General features: G+C 64.1%; 14 protein-coding genes and 3 pseudogenes. 7 read left to right on the top strand and 10 right to left on the bottom strand.

All coding sequences use genetic code 11. The annotated features are described in order from the left end of the window. The first annotated feature begins 6 nt into the window (after nt 1-6). From J2R76_RS34750 to arcC, 5 genes are all read left to right on the top strand, one after another. Complete coding sequence (locus tag J2R76_RS34750; protein WP_253589192.1) at nt 7-1,008, top strand: DUF2877 domain-containing protein; 1,002 nt, start codon at nt 7-9, stop codon at nt 1,006-1,008. A gap of 103 nt (nt 1,009-1,111) precedes the next feature. Then, a complete protein-coding gene (locus J2R76_RS34755; protein WP_076826933.1) occupies nt 1,112-1,303 on the top strand; it encodes a hypothetical protein in 192 nt (63 codons plus the stop codon). A 10-nt stretch (nt 1,304-1,313) separates the two neighbouring features. After that, nucleotides 1,314-2,564 carry a DUF1116 domain-containing protein gene (locus J2R76_RS34760; protein WP_253589193.1) on the top strand — a complete coding sequence of 417 codons (1,251 nt, stop codon included), beginning with the start codon at nt 1,314-1,316 and terminating at the stop codon, nt 2,562-2,564. Continuing rightward, entirely contained in the window at nt 2,561-4,102 is a 1,542-nt protein-coding gene (gene fdrA / locus J2R76_RS34765) for an acyl-CoA synthetase FdrA (RefSeq protein ID WP_253589194.1), read from the top strand. Before J2R76_RS34760 ends, fdrA begins: the two co-directional genes overlap by 4 nt. After that, complete coding sequence (gene arcC / locus J2R76_RS34770; RefSeq protein ID WP_253589195.1) at nt 4,086-5,045, top strand: carbamate kinase; 960 nt, start codon at nt 4,086-4,088, stop codon at nt 5,043-5,045. The genes fdrA and arcC overlap by 17 nt, the downstream gene beginning before the upstream one ends. A 127-nt stretch (nt 5,046-5,172) precedes the next feature. On the opposite strand, the pseudogene J2R76_RS34775 reads toward arcC, so the two are convergent. The 7 genes and pseudogenes from J2R76_RS34775 to J2R76_RS34805 all read right to left on the bottom strand — a co-directional run bounded on the left by J2R76_RS34775 (nt 5,173) and on the right by J2R76_RS34805 (nt 13,346). After that, nucleotides 5,173-6,086 (bottom strand): annotated as a pseudogene (locus J2R76_RS34775) (sugar-binding protein). A gap of 96 nt (nt 6,087-6,182) precedes the next feature. After that, nucleotides 6,183-7,268, bottom strand: a pseudogene (locus J2R76_RS34780) (ABC transporter permease). Further along, nucleotides 7,268-8,032: an ATP-binding cassette domain-containing protein gene (locus J2R76_RS34785; RefSeq protein ID WP_092081449.1), complete on the bottom strand. Its 765-nt coding sequence runs from the start codon at nt 8,030-8,032 to the stop codon at nt 7,268-7,270. Before J2R76_RS34785 ends, J2R76_RS34780 begins: the two are co-directional and overlap by 1 nt. 35 nt (nt 8,033-8,067) lie before the next feature. Next, nucleotides 8,068-9,425 (bottom strand): annotated as a pseudogene (locus tag J2R76_RS34790) (carbohydrate porin). Nucleotides 9,426-9,732: 307 nt separating this feature from the next. Then, a complete protein-coding gene (locus J2R76_RS34795; RefSeq protein WP_253589198.1) occupies nt 9,733-10,794 on the bottom strand; it encodes an ABC transporter permease in 1,062 nt (353 codons plus the stop codon). Continuing rightward, nucleotides 10,791-12,317 (bottom strand): sugar ABC transporter ATP-binding protein, encoded by a 1,527-nt coding sequence (locus tag J2R76_RS34800; RefSeq protein ID WP_253589199.1) that lies wholly within the window; start codon nt 12,315-12,317, stop codon nt 10,791-10,793. The genes J2R76_RS34795 and J2R76_RS34800 overlap by 4 nt, the downstream gene beginning before the upstream one ends. 63 nt (nt 12,318-12,380) lie before the next feature. Further along, nucleotides 12,381-13,346, bottom strand: coding sequence for a sugar-binding protein (locus J2R76_RS34805; protein WP_253625500.1), 966 nt, complete (start codon nt 13,344-13,346; stop codon nt 12,381-12,383). 264 nt (nt 13,347-13,610) lie between these two features. Here J2R76_RS34805 and J2R76_RS34810 point away from each other — a divergent pair, with 264 nt between their 5' ends. Continuing rightward, entirely contained in the window at nt 13,611-14,876 is a 1,266-nt protein-coding gene (locus tag J2R76_RS34810) for an ROK family protein (RefSeq protein ID WP_253589201.1), read from the top strand. Between the two features lie 81 nt (nt 14,877-14,957). After that, nucleotides 14,958-15,716 carry an SDR family NAD(P)-dependent oxidoreductase gene (locus J2R76_RS34815; RefSeq protein WP_253589202.1) on the top strand — a complete coding sequence of 253 codons (759 nt, stop codon included), beginning with the start codon at nt 14,958-14,960 and terminating at the stop codon, nt 15,714-15,716. Here J2R76_RS34815 and J2R76_RS34820 read toward each other — a convergent pair. The 3 genes from J2R76_RS34820 to J2R76_RS34830 all read right to left on the bottom strand — a co-directional run bounded on the left by J2R76_RS34820 (nt 15,713) and on the right by J2R76_RS34830 (nt 18,798). Further along, nucleotides 15,713-16,534 carry a MetQ/NlpA family ABC transporter substrate-binding protein gene (locus J2R76_RS34820; RefSeq protein WP_057017429.1) on the bottom strand — a complete coding sequence of 274 codons (822 nt, stop codon included), beginning with the start codon at nt 16,532-16,534 and terminating at the stop codon, nt 15,713-15,715. The genes J2R76_RS34815 and J2R76_RS34820 overlap by 4 nt on opposite strands. Before the next feature lie 71 nt (nt 16,535-16,605). Beyond that, complete coding sequence (locus tag J2R76_RS34825) at nt 16,606-17,946, bottom strand: LLM class flavin-dependent oxidoreductase (protein ID WP_253589203.1); 1,341 nt, start codon at nt 17,944-17,946, stop codon at nt 16,606-16,608. 27 nt (nt 17,947-17,973) lie between these two features. Beyond that, the gene (locus tag J2R76_RS34830) at nt 17,974-18,798 is read right to left on the bottom strand and encodes a class I SAM-dependent methyltransferase (protein WP_057017431.1); all 825 of its coding nucleotides are present in this window, start codon (nt 18,796-18,798) and stop codon (nt 17,974-17,976) included. Nucleotides 18,799-18,977: the final 179 nt, after the last annotated feature.

The following is an 18,977-nucleotide window of genomic DNA, read 5'->3' on the forward strand; positions in this document are numbered from 1 at the left end:
GGTGTGATGCGGCCAGGCAATACGTTTCGCGACCTGCCCGGCGCGCCCGTGTCTGAACGATTCGACGGCGGTGCCGTAATCGAGGTCGGCGTGCTTGCGCGCCGCGCGCTGCGCAGCGGACGGCGCGGCCGTATTGCGGCGGTGTTCGAGCGCAGCCTTTATGCGGTGCTCGACGATTGCTGGATCTGCATCGGTGTCAAAGACCTCGGCTCCGGCCCGCTGCATCTTCGGTGCACCGGGATCGAGCCGCGGCTGCTCGTTCCCGGACAAGAGGTTGCGATCGTCGACACGATGCTGCTCCTCGACGGTATGCGGTTTGCCGGTTTCGAGACGGCCTCCGTATGGGCGCCGCCGCCTTCGCCGGAATGGACGCTCGACAGTTTGCGGGCAGGGCTTGCGATGGTCGATCAGGTCTGGCGTCGCTTGCCGGTCGAGCAGGGGCTGGCCGCCTCGGGTGGCGCGGAGCCGCCCACAAGGCCGTCGCGGGTGCTCGCTGCCGCGGCGCCGGCGCTCGCCGCGCTCAAGCAATTGATCGAGGCCGGGCTTCGCGGAGAGCGATGCGTACCGCGTGACTACCCGGAGATCGTCGAATTGATCGGACTTGGTCCCGGGCTCACGCCATCCGGCGACGACTTGATCGGCGGCGCGCTGGTCGCGCTCGCCAACCTCGGCCGTCTCGCGACGCGCGACGCGCTGTGGAAGACCTGTCGCGCGCATCTCGGCCGGACCAATCAGATCAGTGCCGCCCACCTGCACAGTGCCGTGCTCGGCTTCGCGGCGGCGGCGCTCCATGAAGCCATCGACGCGACGATTGGCGGACGGGTCGATCGTATCAAGTCCGCGGTCGCGGCGCTGTCGCGGATCGGGCAAAGCTCTGGACTGGATGCGTTTGCAGGTGCGCTGATGGTGTTGCGCGCGATCGAGTGCCGGCTGCTCAACGACAGCGCGCTGCATCATGCCGGCCTCACCGGCAACGGCCCGCCGACGCGATCAATCGCAGGGGCCTAGACGATCATGCGCCGCGACGGGAATTGGACGACTGGTCGCGCGTGTTTGACAAAGTAAAAATTTTCTTACTAAGATCGATGCATCGGATCTCGGGAGGCCGCAAGTGGTGACCAAGCAGGAAGGGACGCCGAGCGGGCGTTTGTTGATGAGCAAGCCAAGCGTGGTGAACGTCGGGCTGGCAGGCTTTGTGAAGGACTTGCGGGACTGCGATGTCGAGGTCGTGCAGGTCGACTGGACGCCGCCCGCCGACGGCGATCCCGAAATGGCGGCACTGCTCGCCAAGCTCGGTACGTGAGAGCGCGGCCATGAAGCTGATCGAAGACGCCAACAAGCAGGCGCTGGCCCGCATCCTCGAGGGTGAGCCCAGGCTGATCGATATCGTTCCGGCACGCGACGTGCTGGAAGGGTTGAAGGAACGCATGATCCTTCATGCCGGGCCGCCGATCACCTGGGACCGAATGTGCGGTCCGATGCGTGGCGCGGTGGCAGGCGCCATCGTGTTCGAAGGCTGGGCTCCGGATCTTGAAGCCGCCTTCGAACTCGCGGCCGGCGGCGGCGTCTCCTTCCACCCCAACCATCATTTCGGCGCGGTCGGTCCGATGACCGGCATGACCACGGTCTCCATGCCGGTGTTCGTCGTCGAGAACATCAAATATGGCAACCGCGCCTACTGCGCCATCAACGAGGGCCTTGGCAAGGTTATGCGCTTCGGCGGCAATGACGATAGCGTGCTGGCCCGCCTCGGCTGGCTGCGTGATGTATTCGGGCCGGTGCTGGCCAGGGCGATCCGCGCGCATGGCGGGATCGACCTGAAGGCGATCATCGCGCGCGGACTCTCGATGGGCGATGAAATGCACCAGCGCAACCTGGCCTGCTCCAGCGTGTTCCTGCGCGAGATCGGGTCGGCGCTGGCGCGCACCTCGACGGACAACGAGGTTCTCGCAAGCTGCATTGGCTTCATCGCGCAGAACGATCAGTTCTTTCTCAACATCGCGATGGCGATGGGCAAAGCGCTGACCGATCCCGCCAGCGGGATTCGCGGTTCGACGGTGGTGACCGCGATGTGCCGCAACGGAACCGACTTCGGGGTCCGCGTCAGCGGATTGGGCGATCGCTGGTTCACGGCGCCGGTGGAAATGCCGGAAGGGCTCTATTTCCCGGGCTATTCGCGCAAGGATGCCAATCCCGACATGGGCGACTCCGCGATCGTCGAGACGGTCGGGCTTGGTGGCTTCGCGATGGCAGCAGCTCCGGCAGTTGCCGGATTCATCGGCGCCGGGGCGCCGTCGTCGGCGGGCAATTTCACGCGGGCAATGAGTGAAATCACCGTCGGGCAGAATCCGGAATGGACGATCCCCGCGCTCGACTTTGCCGGCGTGCCGACCGGCATCGACGTTCGCCTGGTGGTGGAGACCGGCCTTGCACCGGTCATCAACACCGGCATCGCGCATCGCGAGCCCGGCATCGGCCAGGTCGGCGCCGGCGTGGTGCGGGCGCCGATGGCCTGCTTCCGGCAGGCCGTTCTCGCCATTGCGGAAGATCTGGGGGTGTCATGAGCGCGTTTGTCCTGAACGAAATTCGCAAGGGCTTCTATCTCGACTCGGTGGCGTTGATGCGGTTGTCGCGCGAGATCGCGTCGGCGGCGGGCGTCATCGAAGCCGCGCTGATGATGGGCACGCCGTCCAACCAGGCGATCTTGCGCAACGCCGGATTGCTCGATGGCGAGGTGATCGCGCAGGGCAATGATCTGATCCTCGCGATCAAGGCCGAGAGCGAAGCGGCGGCACGCGTCGCGCTTGCCGAAGCGCAAAAGGCGCTCGATCGCCCCAAGACGAGCAGCACGGGCGAAGCGGCGTGGCGGCCGCGCAGCATTGCCGCGGCCGTCAAGGCCGCACCCGCCGCCAACCTCGCCCTGATCTCCGTTCCCGGCGAGTTCGCCGCGGCAGAAGCGCGCAAGGCGCTGAACCGCGGACTTCATGTCCTGATGTTCAGCGACAATGTCTCGATTGCGGATGAATTGTCGCTGAAGCAGCAGGCGCGCGAAGCGGGCCTCTTGATGATGGGACCGGACTGCGGCACGGCGATCATCGGCGGCGCGCCGCTCGCCTTCGCCAACCGGCTGAAGCGTGGGAGGATCGGGATCATCGGCGCATCGGGGACCGGTACGCAGGAGGTGTCGTGCCTGCTGTCCGAGGCGGGCGAAGGAATTTCCCACGCCATCGGCGTCGGCGGACGGGATTTGAAGAAGGAGATTGGCGGCATCACGACATTGATGGCGATCGACGCCCTCGATGCCGATCCCGAGACCGATCGCGTCGTGCTCATCTCCAAGCCGCCGCATCCGGACGTCGCCAGGGCCGTGCTTGGCCGGATCGGCCGGAGCTCGAAGCTCTACACAGTGTGCTTCATCGGCGCCGCCGCGGCGGACCTGCCGCCAAATGCACGCTTTGCGACTACATTGAGGGAAGCGGCCGAAAAAGTCCTGGGCAACGGCCGGAGCATTGGCGGCAAGTTCGACGCTGCCGCCGTGGCTGCGCGTTTGCCGCCGCGACGCAAGGCGGCGCAGCGGATCGAAGGGCTGTTCGCCGGCGGCACGCTCTGCGCCGAGGCGCAGGTGATCCTTGCCGCGGGCGGTCGCAAGGTGGCATCAAACGCCGCTATTCCCGGCGTCCCGCATTTCGGTGAGCCGGAGGCGCAGGGGAGGGACCGCATCGTCGACCTCGGGGCCGACGAATATACCCAGGGCCGGCCGCATCCGATGATCGATCCCTCGGTGCGCGACGATGCGTTGCGGGCGGCGCTGGCCGATCCCGCGGTCGCCGTCATCCTGCTCGATCTCGTGATCGGATACGGCGCACATGACAATCCGGCAGCGCATCTTGCGGCTGTCGCGGCGGGCCGCGCGGATGACGCGCCGGTCCTGGTTGCGTCAGTGACGGGGACCGAGCTCGATCGCCAAGTGCGTTCGGCGCAGATCAGGCTGCTCGAGGACGCCGGCATCGTGGTGGCGCCGTCGAATGCCCAGGCCTGCGACCTTGCTCTCGCTTTTTCCGTCAACGACGTCAGGATGCCGCGCTATGCGAACACTCAATGAGGTCCCGCGCCGTCTCGTGATCGCGATCGGCGGCAATGCCGTCCACCCCGAAGACATCAGGGGCACCTCGGACGAGCAGAAGGCGGTCGCCCAGCATACGGCCGAGGCGCTGCTGCCGCTCGCCGAACTCGACAACGAACTGGTGATCACCCACGGCAACGGGCCGGTGGTGGGCAAGATCATGATGCGCCAGATGCTGACGATGAGCCGGATCCCGCCGATGTCGATGGACATCTGCGTCGCACACAGCCAAGGTGGCATCGGCTATCTTCTGATGCAGGCGATTGAGAACGTCTTGCGTGCGCATGGCAACGGCCGGCACGTCGCCAGCCTGCTGACCCAGGTCGAGGTCGACGCCAACGATCCCGCCTTCGCCAATCCGACCAAGTTCGTCGGACCGTTTTTCACCGAGCAGGAAGCCCAGCGCATCAGCGCCGAGTTGAACTGGAAAATGCGCGAGGACTCCGGGCGTGGCTGGCGCCATGTCGTGCCGTCTCCGAAACCCAAACATGTCTGCGACATTTCGCTGGTCGACGCGCTGGTCAAGCGCGGCACGATCGTTATCGCAGGCGGCGGCGGCGGTATGCCCGTGATCCGCGACGAACGGGGCGTGCGCACCGGCGTGCCGGCAGTGATCGACAAGGATCTGACCTCGGCCCATATCGCCAACGTGCTTGGCATCGAGGAACTGCTGATCCTGACCGCGGTGCCCCGCGTCGCGATCAATTTTGGCAAGCCCGACAAGAGGGAGCTGGATCAGGTCAGCCTGGCGCAGATCAAGGCCTATCATCGCGAGGGCCATTTTCCGCCGGGAAGCATGGGGCCCAAGGTCGATGCCGCCATCCGCTTTCTCGAAGGTGGTGGAAAGCGCGCGATCATCAGCCATCTTAATTGCGTAATGGGCGCGCTGACCGGCGAGACCGGGACCCACATAGTTCCCTAGCGTTCGTCAAATGCGATGGCGGCACCATTGATGATGGCCGCCGGGATCTGCCCAGCGGGATACCGATGTCGGTCGGCCGCGAGCACGGGCCCGGAACCATGCCGTTCCGCTCGGGCTGCCTGCGCGCCTATTTCTGCATCGCCGCGACGTTGTCCTTTGTCACAACGTCGAGACCGGTGTGGATGATCGGCGGCGCCTTCTGGCCTTTCTTGATGGCAAGCAGCGTGTCCATCGCTTTCTCGCCCATTTCGACGGGCGCTGGCCGATCAGCGCATTTGCGTAACCCTCATTCAAAAACTCAAGCTGCATCTTGAGGGTGTCGGCCACGACGAGCGTGAACTTGCCGGCGTCCATGTCCTTCTTGCTCTTGCTGGCGAACGCCTTGAAGCCTTCGGGCGCGAACATCGGCCAGCCACCGACCGGGATGATGGCTGCAAGGTCGGGAGCAGCGGTGCGCAGATCGTTCATCTGCTGAACGCCGAGCGCGGGATCGTCGTTGCAGAAGGTCGGCGAGCCCCCGACCTCGGTCCACTTCGAGCCCTTGAGTGCCTCACGCACGCCGTCGACCCGCTCGGCCAGGTTCTCCGCACCCGGCCCGCCGGAGATCATCGCGTATCTGCCGCCGTCGGGCCGCAGCTTCAGCAATTGATTGCCGAGCGCGAGGCCGAACTCCTTGTTGTCGGTGCCGATATAGGCAATCCGCTTCGAGCCCGGCGCGTCCGAGTCGAAGGTGATGACGGGAATGCCGGCTGCACTTGCCGCCTCGATCGACTTGGTCATTGCGGCAACGTCGGCAACCGAGATGGCCAGGCCATCCACCTTTTGAGTGACGAAATCCTGGATGATCTGCGCTTGCGTCGCCGGCTCGTGCTCGACAGGACCCTTGTAGATGCATTCGATGTTGCCGAGCTCCTTGGCGCGCGCGAAATCGAAGAACGGGTTGTTCATGGCCTTGGGCACGATCACGAATCTGTAGCTCTGGGCCAGGCCAGGCGTCGCCATCATGGCGAGGACCGCAGCGGCCAGAAGTGCCTCTCTCATTGTTTCCCTCCACATTTCTTATCGTGCCTATCCGTTCAAATCTGCGGCTCCGGGAGGCGGATAGGCGGACATCCATGATCCTCCAGGACGAACTCTTCAGGCCATGCGCGAGCGGAGACGATCGACCAGCACCGCGGCGATGATGATCACGCCCACCAGGGTCTGCTGCCAGTACGAGTTGACCTGCGCGAGCACGAGGCCGTTGCGGATCACCTCGAGCAGCACGCAGCCGACAATGGCTCCGAGCGGGCCGCCGGCGCCGCCCGCGAGATTGGCGCCGCCGATGACAGCTGCCGCAATCACGTTGAGCTCATAGGATGTCGCCATGTTCGCCGGCGCCGATCCCAGCCAGCCCGAGACGATGATGCCCTGCAGACCCGCCGCGAGCGCACAGATCACGTAGATCTCGATCTTCACCCGGACGACCGAGATGCCGGTCAGCGCGGCCGCCTTCTCGTTGCCGCCGACGGCAAAGACGTGGCGGCCGAAACCAGTGTGATGCAGCACGACCGCCATCGCCAGCGCGAGAACCACGAGATAGATGAACGGCGCCGGCATGCCGAACACAACGCCGGATGTCAGCGTGTAGAAATATTCGGCGTCGGGGCCGCCGGGAAAACTGCCGCGGCCGTTGGAGACGACGTAGCCGAGGCCGCGCACGATCGAGAGCATGCCGAGCGTCGTGACGAACGGCGACAGTCCAAGCACCGCGATGCAGAAGCCATTGACGAGGCCGACAATCAGCGCGACGCCGAGCCCCGCCAGAACCGAGACGAGCAGAATCAAACCGGGCATATTGGCAATCACGGTCTTGCCGTCATGGGCTAAATGCACGAACCACTCCGCGCCGGGCATGCCCGGTGTCGAGACGTGCGTCATCACCATTGAGGTGGTCATCGCTGAAAAGCACATCACGGAGCCGACCGAGAGATCGATGCCGCCCGTGATGATGACGAAGGTCATGCCGAGCGTGGCGATGGCGATGAAGGAAAAGTTCTTCGCCACATTCTGTATGTTGCCTGCGGTCAGGAAATAGGGGCTGGCGAAGTTCATCAGCACGAACAGCGCCGCCAGCGCCAGCAGGACGTAGCCGGTCTGCGAGGCGAACGGGCCGCTGCGCCACCATCATCTGGCCTTGCCGACATTGGTGAAGGTGAGGGGAGATTCCAGGGGCGTGGCCATCACGCAGCCTCCTTCGCTCCCGTGATGAGGGAGGTGACTTCCTCGGGGCTGGTGTCGCCGATCGCCTTGTCGGCGCGTTTCTCGCCGCGCCGCATGACGACGACGCGGTCGCAGACAGCGAACACGTCGGGCATGCGGTGCGAGATCAGCATGACCGCGACGCCCTGTTCCTTCAGGCGATGGATCAGGCCGAGGACCTGCTCGACCTGGCGAACCGAAATCGCGGCAGTCGGCTCGTCCATCATCACCAGCCTGGCGTTGGAGAGCCGCGTCCGCGCGATCGCGACCGCCTGGCGCTGGCCGCCCGACATCTGCTTGACGAGATCGTGCGGGCGGGTCTCCGAGCGCAGCTCGCCGAACAGCTGCAGCGCGCGCGCTGCCATCGCCTTGTGGTCGAGCAAGGCGAATGGACCAAGCTTGCGCTTGAGCTCGCGGCCGAGGAAGACATTGGCCGCCGCAGTGAGATTGTCGGCGAGTGCGAGGTCCTGGTAGACCACTTCTATGCCGACCGCACGGGCATCGATCGGACGGGCGAAATGAACCGCCTTGCCGTCAAAGCGGATCTCGCCGTGACTTGGCGGAAAGTTGCCGGCGATGATCTTGACGAGCGTCGACTTGCCGGCGCCGTTGTCGCCCATCAGGCCGACCACCTCGCCGGGCGACACGCGGAGGTCGACGCCATGCAACGCGCGAATGGCGCCGAACTCCTTGCCGATGCCCTTCAACTCCAGGACCGCTAGCCCGGCGTCGTGAGGGGTTACCATGGCTGGCTTTGCTCAAGCATGCTGGCCACCTCCGCTCAGAAGTGCACCAGCGTGCGCAGACCGAGAATCCAGGCGTTGTCGGTCTTCACGCCGGCGGCATTGTACCCGCGCCCGCCAGGATGCATCACATACTGGGCGTCGAACTTCAGGTTCATCCAGCCCGTCGCCTGCCACCCGTACCAGGCTTCGATCGGAACTTCGTTTCCTCCGGCGTGGGCGTGAGCGCAGCGGTATTCACATGGGTCGTACCGACCGCAAAGCCGACTTCGTCCTCCGGGCGCGAGGCGAACGTTCCGGTGTGCCTGAAGCCGAATGCAATCTGGTAATCCTGGTACGACGTGCGGTGGTCGGCGACGGTCGTATTGAGGAAGGTGTACCAGCCCTGTGCCTTGGGACCTTCAACCGTCAGCCGCTGCAGGATCGATTCATAGACGCCATAACGACCGCGCGAATCTCCGAGATTCTGGTCCGAGACGCCGCCGGTGCCCGGAGAGATCGCAATGATCCCCGGCAGGCCGCCATCAATTGTCGATGCGCTGTCATACCAGCCGCCAAATCTCCAGGTCCCGTTCAACGGACCGCTCGGCGCCCAGACCACCTCGACCGGCACCAGAACGCCCGAGGCGGGGCTAGAGCCGGGGACACCCGGCAGGAAGTAAGTCACGGAGTCCGACGTCGTCAGGTAGTTCGGGTTGGCGTCGTAGACGCCGACCGAGAGCTGCCATTCCTTGGCGAAGTTGTAGTGCACCACACCGGCCCATTGGCTCACCGGCCAATTGTAGATGTAGCCACCCTGGATGTTGCCGGGCTGGCCGCCGCAGAAGGTCAGGTTGATGAACTCGCAGAGACCAAAGAAGAAGTCGGAGCCGACCGGAAGACGGCCGCCCTTGAGCTCAAGGCGATCATCGAACAGCTTCTGCGAGTAGTAGAGTTCGGTCAGGCGAAGAATGCTGCCGCGGCCGAACACTTCGTTGGTCAGCTGCAGCGCCGGAATTCCCGCCTCGTCATTCAGGTTGCGGCCGAAGCGGTCGACCAGCGTGAGGCCAACCGTGCCGCCATGGATGCCGGCAAGTTTTGCCATGTCGAACTTGGCCTGAAAGAAAAGCTGTCCGGCTTGGGTCGCGGTGTTCCTGTTGCCGCCCGACAAATTGCCGACGGCTTCGTCGCCCAGTGTCAGGGCCAGCGAGATCCCTCGCTCCTTTAGTTGCGTCCTGCCGAGATCGCCGAACAGATATGGTCTTGTCCAGAAGTCATCGGTCTCGGTGTAAGGCACCGGCGGAGCCTTCGACATGAGATCGGCCGCATGCGCGCCGCCGCCGCTGAACAGAGATAACAACGCCAACGCCATCCCCACGCCGCACGCCCGCGCGGTGTTTACAGACCTAAGTGACATTTTCTGCACTCCCAGCGTCCCCGGCTTTGTCTATTTTTGTGCCACGTTCCCGCCCAAAGCCCTTCAGCGGGGAACGCGATAGTTTCAATTCATCGCTCTATCAATCAGAGATAGAATATGCGCACGCAAAGCCCTCCGAGACGGTCGCGAGGGTCTGCCTGCGGCTCACTGGGCCAGGCTTGCTGCGCCAAATTGGATACGAGCGCCGCGAGCTTGATCGATCTTGCGCCTCGAACTCCTTCCCCTCGTTCCTCTACTCAAGCCGCCGCGACCATATTCCCGGTCCGGGTTCTTCCTTTTCGAGTTGTCATGCCTGATCGCCCGTCGTCGTCGGCAACGCAGCCGCGCTATGCGAAGCTGCGCCTTGCAGAATTGTGCTTTCCTTCGATCTTGGTGCAGTGCGGGCGAGGCCTGCGAGCGCGGCCTTGCGCCGTCGACGGGCCTGCAATTGCTGATCCGCCAGCACACCGATTAGGATCACGGTCCCCATCACCGCGAAGTTCAGCGAATTGGGAATGCCGAGGATGTTCACGAGGTTCTGCAGCACCTGCAGCAACGCCGTCCCGAGCACGATGCCCAGAATGGAGCCCTCGCCGCCGCGCAGGCTGCAGCCGCCGAGGACGGCCGCCGCGATCGCATAGAGTTCGTAGAAGTTGCCGAAGGAACTCGGAGAAACCGAGTTGGTGTAGAACACAAACATCACGGTCGAGACGCCGGCGAGCCCGCCGCTGATGACATAGGCGGTGGCGATCACGAGATTGGTGTTGATGCCGGAGAAGCGCGCCGCTTCCTCGTTCTTGCCCACGGCATAAAGCCAGCGCCCGTAGACCGAGCGGTGCAGCAGCACGCCGAGGATCAGCGCAAGGATGATCAGGAAGATGAAGGTGTTCGGGATGCCCGCAATATTACCGGAGGCGATGTTGCTCAGCGTGCTCGCCTCGTCACCGTAGCCGAAGCCGCGTGTCGAATCGCTGGTGTAATAGCGCGCGGCGCCGCGATAGATCAGCAGGCCGCACAGCGTTACGATGAAGGGCTGCATTTTCAGCCGCGTGATCAGGAAGCCCTGGATGCCGCCCAGCGCAAGCCCGCCCATCAGGACCAGCAGCAGCGCAAACGGCCAGGGCACCTGATAGGTCGTCAGCAGGTCGATGAAGATGACGCCGAGCAGCGCGAACATCGAGCCGAGCGAAAGATCGATGCCGCCGGTGATGATGACGAGGCCTTCACCGAGCGCGAACACGCCGAACAGGCCGATCAGATTGGCCATGTTCAGCAGATTCACGAACGACAGGAAGGCCGGATTGATCGCGCCGGTGATGGCGGAAATCACCGCCAGCAGCAAGAACAGGCCGAGTTCCTTCTTCATCATGGCGCAGCGGCCTCCATGGTTTCGAGCGGTTGGCCGACCGCCAGCCTCAACACGTTGTATTCGCTGAACTGGTCGCGCTCGATCACGCCGCTGACACTGCCTTCATGCATCACCGCCACCCGGTCGGAGACGCCGATCACTTCCTCCATGTCCGAGGAGATCATCACGATCGCGACGCCCTGGTCGGCGAGGCTGCGCATCAGCGCGTAGATCTCGCTCTTGGCGCCGACATCGATGCCGCGGGTCGGCTCGTCGAAGAACATCACGCGCGGCTGCATGGAGAGCCACTTGCCCAGCACCACCTTCTGCTGGTTGCCGCCGGAGAGCGTCACGGCTTCGATGTCGATGCTCGGCGCCTTGATGGACAGCCGCCTGGCCTGGTCTTTGGCGATTCTGCACTCGGCCGCGCCGTTGACCAGCCACATCCGCGCATGATCCAGCAGGCTCGCGAGCGTCACGTTCTCCCGGATCGGCAGTTCCAGCACCAGGCCGGATTTCTTGCGATCCTCCGGCACCAGGTAGATCCCTTGCCTGATCGCGTCACGCGGCGAGGCGACGCCGACCGGGGCGTTGTCGATCCGGATCTCGCCGCCCAGCAGCGGATCGACGCCGAACACCGCGCGGGCAAGCGAGGTGCGGCCGGCGCCGACGAGCCCGGCGAGGCCGAGGATCTCGCCGCGCCGCACCGACAGATTGATCTGTCGGTCGGGAAAGGCAGTGGTCACGACGCCGGCGATATCGCAGCCGCCCGGCTGCGGCGTGCAGGACGGCGGTGTATATAGCGCCTTCAGGTCGCGGCCGATCATCAGCCTAATCATGGCGGCGTGGCTGAGTTCGTCGCGCGCCAATTCCCCCACCGTGCGCCCGTCGCGCAGCACCACGACGCGATCGGCGCAACTCATGATCTCGCCGAGCCGGTGAGAGATGTAGATCACCGAGATGCCGTGCGTCTTCAGGTCGGCAATCACCTCAAGCAGCCGCTCCGTCTCCGAAATCGTCAGGCTGGAGGTCGGTTCGTCCATGATGATGACGCGGGCGTCGATCGAGAGCGCCTTGGCGATCTCCACCATCTGGCGCTCCGCGATCGACAAATTCTCGACCAGCGTGCCCGGCGTGAAATCGGCGCCCAGCCGTTCCAGCAGCGGCATCACGCGGGCGTGCATCTGCACATTGTCCACCAGCTTCAGCGGGCCGCCGGCCAGCTTCTCGCGTCCGATGAAGACATTGGCCGCGACGTCGAGATTCTCGAACAGGTTCAGTTCCTGGTGCACGAAGGCGATGCCACATCGCGTCGCCTCGGTCACCGTCATCCGGGCGTGCTCGGTGCCGCCGATGCGGATCACGCCGGTGCTCGGCGCGATCACGCCGGCCAGCACGCGCATCAGCGTCGATTTGCCGGCGCCGTTCTCGCCGATCAGGCCCAGCACCTCGCCGCGATTGACGCGCAAATTGACGTCGTCGAGCGCCCTGACGCCGGGATAGGTCTTGCTGATTCCGCTGAGTTCCAGCAGCGTTTCCGCCATTCGCATGTCCTCCTGCACAACGCCCGGCGGCCTGTGGCGGCCGGGCGTTGAAGCCGACTGAAGTTACTTCTTGAGCAGTTCCTTCAGATGTGCGGCGAACTCCGCGACGTTGGTCTTGCTGATCACCTTGGTCGGCACGATTAGCTTGCTGTCCTTCGGAATCCAGGACTTGTCGCCGTTCAGCGCCTTGATGATGTTGGTGGCGGAGAGATAGCCGAACTCGTAGGGCTGCTGCACGACCGTGGATTCGATCGTGCCGTCGGAAATGCCGCGCAGCGTCCGCTGGTCCTCGTCGAAGCCGACGATCTTGACCTTGCCGGCCTTGCCTGCGGCCTTCACCGCGTCATAGATCAGCGGCGTCTCGTAGCTCCATAGGCCGGACAGCAGCGCGATGTCGGGATATTTGACGAGCACGTTCTCCATGTTCGCCTTGGCCTTGGCGAAGTCCACCTGGTCGGTGAACACGTCGACCAGTTCGACCTTGGTGCCGGCGATCGCTTCCTTGATGCCCTGCACCCGCTCGCGGGCGTTGTCGGCGTCCATCGTTCCGACGAACAGTGCGATCTTGCCGCCGTTCGGCAGCGCCTTCTTGATCTCCTCACCGGCCTGTCGCCCCGCCGCGACGTTGTCGGTGCCGATATAGGCGAGGCGATTGCTCTGCGGCGCGTCGCTGTCCGTGGTGATCAGCACGGTCTTGGCGGCAACCTTGTTAAGTGCTTCGGTTGCATGCGGTGCATCGTCGACCGAGATCGAGATGCCGGCGACGCCGCGCACCAGCAGATCGTCCAGTTCGCGCCGCTGGCCGGCCGCCGTCCCTTCATTGGTGACGATCAATTCGATATTGTAGTCCGGGTGCTCCTTCTGCGCCTTCTCAAGCCCACGGCCCGCGATGGTCCAGAAGTCGGCCGCGACATTGGTCACCAGCGCGATGGTCTTTTTCTGCTGTGCCTGTGCTACCCCCGTCGCCATGGCGAGTGCAGCAGCGCCCGCCATGAGCGGCACGATCAATTTTCTGGTTGAGACATTCATATGCACCTCCCTGTCGACACCCCCGGTGAGGGGATTTCACGCCCGGCGCTTTTCACGCCTTATTTTATTCACGTAACTAATAAATTAGCGCGACAAAATGTCCAGTCAAGGATGATCATGATCACGCCTTCGGCCAATACATGATCACGCCTTCGGCCAATAATAGTATGGGAGTGATGTTTTTCAGTCGCTGTCCGCGCTTTTTGACCAACAAACGAGTAGCCTGCGTTGAATAATTTCATCAAGCGAATTAAAAAGCGCAATATGAACGAACAGCCCGAGCCGTTGAGACGTGCTTCGAGCCTGGCCCGCGGATCGAACCCCGGCCGTCTCATCGAGGTCCTGCGACGCCAGGGGCCGTTGCCGCGGGTCGAACTCGCACGCAGCACGGGCCTGAGCTTCCCCGCCATTTCGGCCATCACGTCGAAGCTGATGGCGGAGGACCTGCTGTGCGAAGCCGAGACAGATGCGGCGACGCTGTGGCCCGACGACGCCGACGAAGAGGACGCGGATGGTGGCCGTCGCCGCGGCCGGCCGGCAGTCCTGCTGACCCTGAATCCCGAATTTGGCCGCATCATCGCGGTCTCGCTGCGCATGAATCTGGTCGAGACACTGATCGCCGATTTCAGCGGCTCCGCCCTGGCGCAATCGCGACTTGAACTCGCGACGCGCGCGCTCGATGCAAGCGCATTATGCGAGCTCGTGATCGCACAGATCGACGCCATGCTTGAGGCGACCGCCACGCCGCGACATCGCTTGCTCGGAATCGGAATAGCGCTGCAGGGCATCGTCGACGGCGATACCGGCCGGCATCTGTGGAGCCCGGCGCTGTCGATCACCGACGTCGATCTTGCCAACCCGATCCGCCAGGCGTTCGGTGTCGAGGTCGTGATGGCGAACGACGCGGTCGCGGTCGCGCTGTCCCTCGCTGCCGCCGAACCCGCACTGGCGCAGGGCCTCACGGCCACGATCATGGTGGGCCACGGCGTCGGCATGGGCATCATTGTCGACGGTGAAGCGCGCTGGGGTGCCGGCGCGGGCAGTGAGATCGGTCATGTCAAATTGGCGCTGAACGGCCCGCAATGCCGCTGCGGTCAGCGCGGCTGCATCGAGGCCCATCTTGCCGACTATGCGCTTTACCGCGATGCCCGCACCTTTCTCGACTTGCCGCCCGCGGCGTCGCAGCAACCGTCCGAGGCGCAGATGGCCCTGTTGCGCGATCGGGCACGGAGCGGCGATTCCCGTCTCGAGCACTTGTTCCAGCAAGCGGGTCACGCGCTTGCCGAAGCGGTCGCCACGACGATATCGGTGCTGCGCCCGCATCACGTCATCCTCGCAGGTCCTGGCCTGCAGGCATTCGACATGATGCGCGGTGCCTATGAGGAGAGGCTCGACCAGGCGGTGCTGCCGTGGCTGCTCAAGTCCACGGCGATATACGTGCGTCCAAGCGAGTCGGCGACCATCGTCGACGGCATGGTGCGGCGGACGCTGCGGGTCGTGGACCGCAGCCTCATGGAGACAACCGAGTGAACCTCGGAATCTGTGGCCCTTTTGCCTGAGCCGCAGCAACGCAACCGACGCCCTTCAGGCGCCAATATCGAGAGGATGCCAATGCAGGGCGCCATCTATCCAAGTCTCAAGGACCGGACCGTACTGGTCACCGGCGGCGGTTCCGGCATCGGCGAGGCGATCGTCCGCCGGTTCATCGGCCAGGGCGCGCAGGTCGGATTCATCGATATCGATCTGACGTCGTCGGAGCAGCTACTGTCCGATCTCGGGGCACAAGCCCGCGTGCACTTCGAACATGCCGATCTGCGCGACATCGGCGCGCTGCGGCGCGCGGTCGCCGGCATCCGCGAGGCGCTCGGGCCGGTCACCATCCTGGTCAACAATGCGGCCCGCGATGATCGTCACGCGATCGAGGACGTCACACCGGAATTCTGGGACGAGCGGATCGCCGTCAACCTGAAGCACCAGTTCTTCAGCGCTCAGGCGGTCGCGCCGGACATGAAGCAGGCAGGGGGCGGTTCGATCGTCAACATCGGCTCGGTGAGCTGGGTGATCGGCCAGGGCAACATGCCCTGCTACACAACGGCCAAATCAGCCGTTCAGGGCCTCACCCGGGCGCTAGCCCGCGATCTCGGGCCGCACAACATACGGGTCAATTCCATCCTGCCCGGATGGATCATGACCCAGCGGCAGCAGGATCTGTGGTTGACGTCTGAAGGCGTGGCCGAGCTGATGCAGCGCCAATGCCTCAAGCGCAAGCTCGTGCCTGATGATATCGCCCGCGTCGTGCTGTTCTTCGCCGCCGATGACAGCGGTGCTTGCACCAACCAGAGCCACATCGTCGATGGTGGCTGGGTCTAGCGCTTCAGGTAATCCGGCAAGGTAAACCCGTCATAGAAGCGGTCGGACAGGATCGTGGTCTTGAACGTCTGTGATTTGTAGCCGGCGACGATGTCCTGCGCCCACGGCGAGCCCGCATTGGCCTGCTTCACCGCGACCACATTGATATAGGGCGTCGTCATCTTCTCCAGGGCGAATGCATTGGTCAGCTTCAAGCCGCTGTAGATCGCGAAGTTGCCCTGGATGGCGGCGAAATCAACGTCATCGAGCGCGCGCGGCGCCTGTGCCGCTTCCAGCGGCACGATCTTGATGCCGCCGGGGTTCTTGATCACGTCGAGTTCGCTGACATCGACCGGCTTGGAGTCGCGAATCTCGACGAGGCCGAGATCGCGCAGGATCCAGAGCGCACGCTGCAGATTGACGGGATCGTTGGGTACGGCCACGGTCGAGCCGGGCTTGATCGGCGAGCCGACCGGGTGCTTCTTCGAGTAAAGCCCCATCGGGGGCGTCGGGACGTGGACGATGCCGACGAGGTCGGTTTGCTGCCGTTCGTTGTACGAGTTCAGGAAGATCGTGTGCTGCATGACGTTGGCGTCGATCTCGCCCTTGAACACCGCGTTATTGGCTTCCAGCCCGGTCGAAAACTCGACATAGCGGACACGGTAGCCCTTCTTCTCGAGTTCCGGCGCGACGCCAACCTTGAATTCGTCGATGTAGGGGCCCGGCACGAAGCCGACTTTCAGATCGGATTTGGCTGATGTCTCCGCGTGCAGGGCGGCGCCGGTAAGGGCACCGACAATGAGCAGGGTCGAAACGAGCAGGACGCGCGCAGTGGTCATTGAACTCTCAAATCCTTAGGCTGTGGGCAAATAGCGATCCGGCCGACGCGGGGTCGGCGGTTTCGATCACGTCAGGCGATCGCCTTGATCGATCCGGAAAACACGCTTTGCGGCCGCCTCAGTCCGAAATGGTCGCGCAGCGTCGTGCCGCTGTACTCGCCGCGGAACAGGCCGCGCTTGCGCAGGATCGGCACGACCTGCTCGGCGAAGATATCGAACCCGCCGGGTAGCCAGGGCGGCATCACGTTGAAGCCGTCGGCCGCGCCATTGTCGAACCAAGTCTGGATGTTGTCGGCGATCTTCTCCGGCGGGCCCGCGATCACCCAGTGGCCGCGCGCCCCGGCGAGACGCTGCACGAGCTGGCGGATGGTCGGCTGCTCGCGATCGACGATGTCGACCACGAGCTTGAAACGGCTGGCGACCCCGTGGGCGCTGCCGGTGTCGATCAGGTGGCGCGGAAAGGGACCGTCGAGGTCGAAGCCGGAGAGGTCGAGCCCGATCATCTGGCGAAGTTGGGTCAACGAGTATTCCGGCTGGATCAGCTCGTTGAACTCGTCCTGCAACAGGTCGGCTTCGGCCTGCGTGCTAGCGATGAACGGACTGATGCCCGGCAGGATCCTGACCTGATCGGGGCTGCGGTCGAACGCGCGTGCCTGCCGCTTGATGTCCGCATAAAACTCCTGGGCGCTCGCCAGCGTCTGATGCGCGGTGAAGATCGCTTCGGCATAGCGCGCGGCAAAGGCGCGTCCGTCATCAGACGAACCCGCCTGGACATAGACCGGCCGTCCCTGCGGCGTCCGCGAGATGTTGAGCGGGCCGCGTACCCGGAAGTGCTTTCCGACGTGATCGATCGGATGGATCTTTCCCGTATCGGCGAAAATGCCGGATGCGGGGTCGTTCACCACGGCGTCGTCTTCCCAGCTGTCCCACAGCCGCGTGATGACATCGATATATTCCCGCGCCCGCTCGTAGCGTTCGTGGTGAGGTGGATGCTCGGGCAAGCCAAAGTTCTGCGCCGCCTGTGCCGTGCTGGTCGTGACGATGTTCCAGCCGGCCCGGCCGCCGCTGAGGTGATCGAGTGAGGCGAACAGGCGCGCCAGATTGTAGGGCTCGGTATAGGTCGTCGACGCGGTCGCGATCAGGCCGATCCGTTTCGTGGCGACGGCGATCGCGGCCAGCCAGGTGATCGGCTCGAACCGGAAGCGTTGTGCGTAGCGAACATTGTCGGCGAGCGCGGGGCCGTCGGCGAAGAAGATCGCGTCGAATTTCTGCGCCTCGGCACGCTGCGCCAGTTCCTGGTAATAGCTGACGTCAAGGATGCGATCCGCCGCAGACCCCTGGTAGCGCCACGCCGCCTCGTGATGGCCGCCGGGATAAATAAAGAGGTTAAGGGAAAGCTGTCGTTTGCTCATCTCGGATCTCGTGAGTTTTGCTGATTATTATTGGTGGGACGGCGCCTTGTGCGCAAACGCGAAGCGCAGGTAGCGCTCCAGCTTCAAACCTTCGGGCGTGCGCTGTTCTTCGACAAGGCGCGCGAAGGTGCGGCGCACCAGTTCGCGCTCGTGAGGGGTGAACGCTTCGAGGAAATTTCCGAATGCGCTCGCTTCCGACCACTGCAGCAGCGATGCCGCATCGTCGTGGATATCGATCAGCGCGCGCAGCTCGCTGCGGTAGCCGGCGAAGCCGTGTGCCGCGAACAGCGATTTGAGCTCCTCGTCGGTCGATCCGAGCACCGGGTTCGAGTCCTGGCGATCGCCGGCAAGACCCGCCTCGATGATGGCGCGACGAAGCAGCAGGCGCGACTGGTGCGGCCTGGACGGATCCTGCACATTCAATCCGAGGCGGCCGCCGGGCTTGAGCACGCGCCGGACCTCCCGCAGCGCGCGATCCTTGTCGGAGATCCAATGGAAGACGCTATTGAGATAGACCGCGTCGAACTGCGCGTCGTCGAAGCGCGACAGTTCTTCGGCGCGCCCGGTGGCGAACTGGAGGTTATCCCCCTGCCGAAGGCGCGCAATTTCGATGCGGCCGGCAAGTGGATCGATACCGATCACGCGGCCGTCCGGACCGACCAGTCCGGCGACGAATTCCGCAAGCCGGCCGGTTCCCGTCCCGATGTCGAGCACGTGCTCGCCGGTCTTGATGGCGAGCGGCCCGATCAGGAACTTGCCGTGGCGAAATTGAACGAGTCCCGCTTCATCATAGGAGCGGGCGAGCTCCGGGGTATCGTGTTCAAGGCTGATGTTGCCGGCAGTTCGCGGCATTTCGAGAGATCCATCGTTGCTCGCCGCGCGTCGACGTCAGGCGCGTGCGCTGCGTCAGACTCTATGTCGGCGGCGGTGAAATGAATTTGCGTTGTTGCACGGCAAGCGAGCATGAACGTGACGAGTTCGTCGTTCACCGGAGATGACTGCGATCGCGCCGATCCCGGCGACGTATGATT

Origin of the sequence: Bradyrhizobium sp. USDA 4532, assembly GCF_024171315.1 — a bacterium.
GTDB lineage: Bacteria > Pseudomonadota > Alphaproteobacteria > Rhizobiales > Xanthobacteraceae > Bradyrhizobium > Bradyrhizobium australafricanum.

What these genes read in the sequence shown, in the direction of transcription:
- J2R76_RS34820 (WP_057017429.1), bottom strand. Translation starts at nt 16,534, where the DNA reads ATGACCACTGCGCGCGTCCTGCTCGTTTCGACCCTGCTCATTGTCGGT.
- J2R76_RS34785 (WP_092081449.1), bottom strand. Translation starts at nt 8,032, where the DNA reads ATGGTAACCCCTCACGACGCCGGGCTAGCGGTCCTGGAGTTGAAGGGC.
- J2R76_RS34805 (WP_253625500.1), bottom strand. Translation starts at nt 13,346, where the DNA reads ATGAATGTCTCAACCAGAAAATTGATCGTGCCGCTCATGGCGGGCGCT.
- J2R76_RS34815 (WP_253589202.1), top strand. Translation starts at nt 14,958, where the DNA reads ATGCAGGGCGCCATCTATCCAAGTCTCAAGGACCGGACCGTACTGGTC.
- J2R76_RS34795 (WP_253589198.1), bottom strand. Translation starts at nt 10,794, where the DNA reads ATGATGAAGAAGGAACTCGGCCTGTTCTTGCTGCTGGCGGTGATTTCC.
- J2R76_RS34800 (WP_253589199.1), bottom strand. Translation starts at nt 12,317, where the DNA reads ATGGCGGAAACGCTGCTGGAACTCAGCGGAATCAGCAAGACCTATCCC.
- J2R76_RS34830 (WP_057017431.1), bottom strand. Translation starts at nt 18,798, where the DNA reads ATGCCGCGAACTGCCGGCAACATCAGCCTTGAACACGATACCCCGGAG.
- J2R76_RS34760 (WP_253589193.1), top strand. Translation starts at nt 1,314, where the DNA reads ATGAAGCTGATCGAAGACGCCAACAAGCAGGCGCTGGCCCGCATCCTC.
- arcC (WP_253589195.1), top strand. Translation starts at nt 4,086, where the DNA reads ATGCGAACACTCAATGAGGTCCCGCGCCGTCTCGTGATCGCGATCGGC.
- J2R76_RS34750 (WP_253589192.1), top strand. Translation starts at nt 7, where the DNA reads ATGCGGCCAGGCAATACGTTTCGCGACCTGCCCGGCGCGCCCGTGTCT.
- fdrA (WP_253589194.1), top strand. Translation starts at nt 2,561, where the DNA reads ATGAGCGCGTTTGTCCTGAACGAAATTCGCAAGGGCTTCTATCTCGAC.
- J2R76_RS34810 (WP_253589201.1), top strand. Translation starts at nt 13,611, where the DNA reads ATGAACGAACAGCCCGAGCCGTTGAGACGTGCTTCGAGCCTGGCCCGC.
- J2R76_RS34825 (WP_253589203.1), bottom strand. Translation starts at nt 17,946, where the DNA reads ATGAGCAAACGACAGCTTTCCCTTAACCTCTTTATTTATCCCGGCGGC.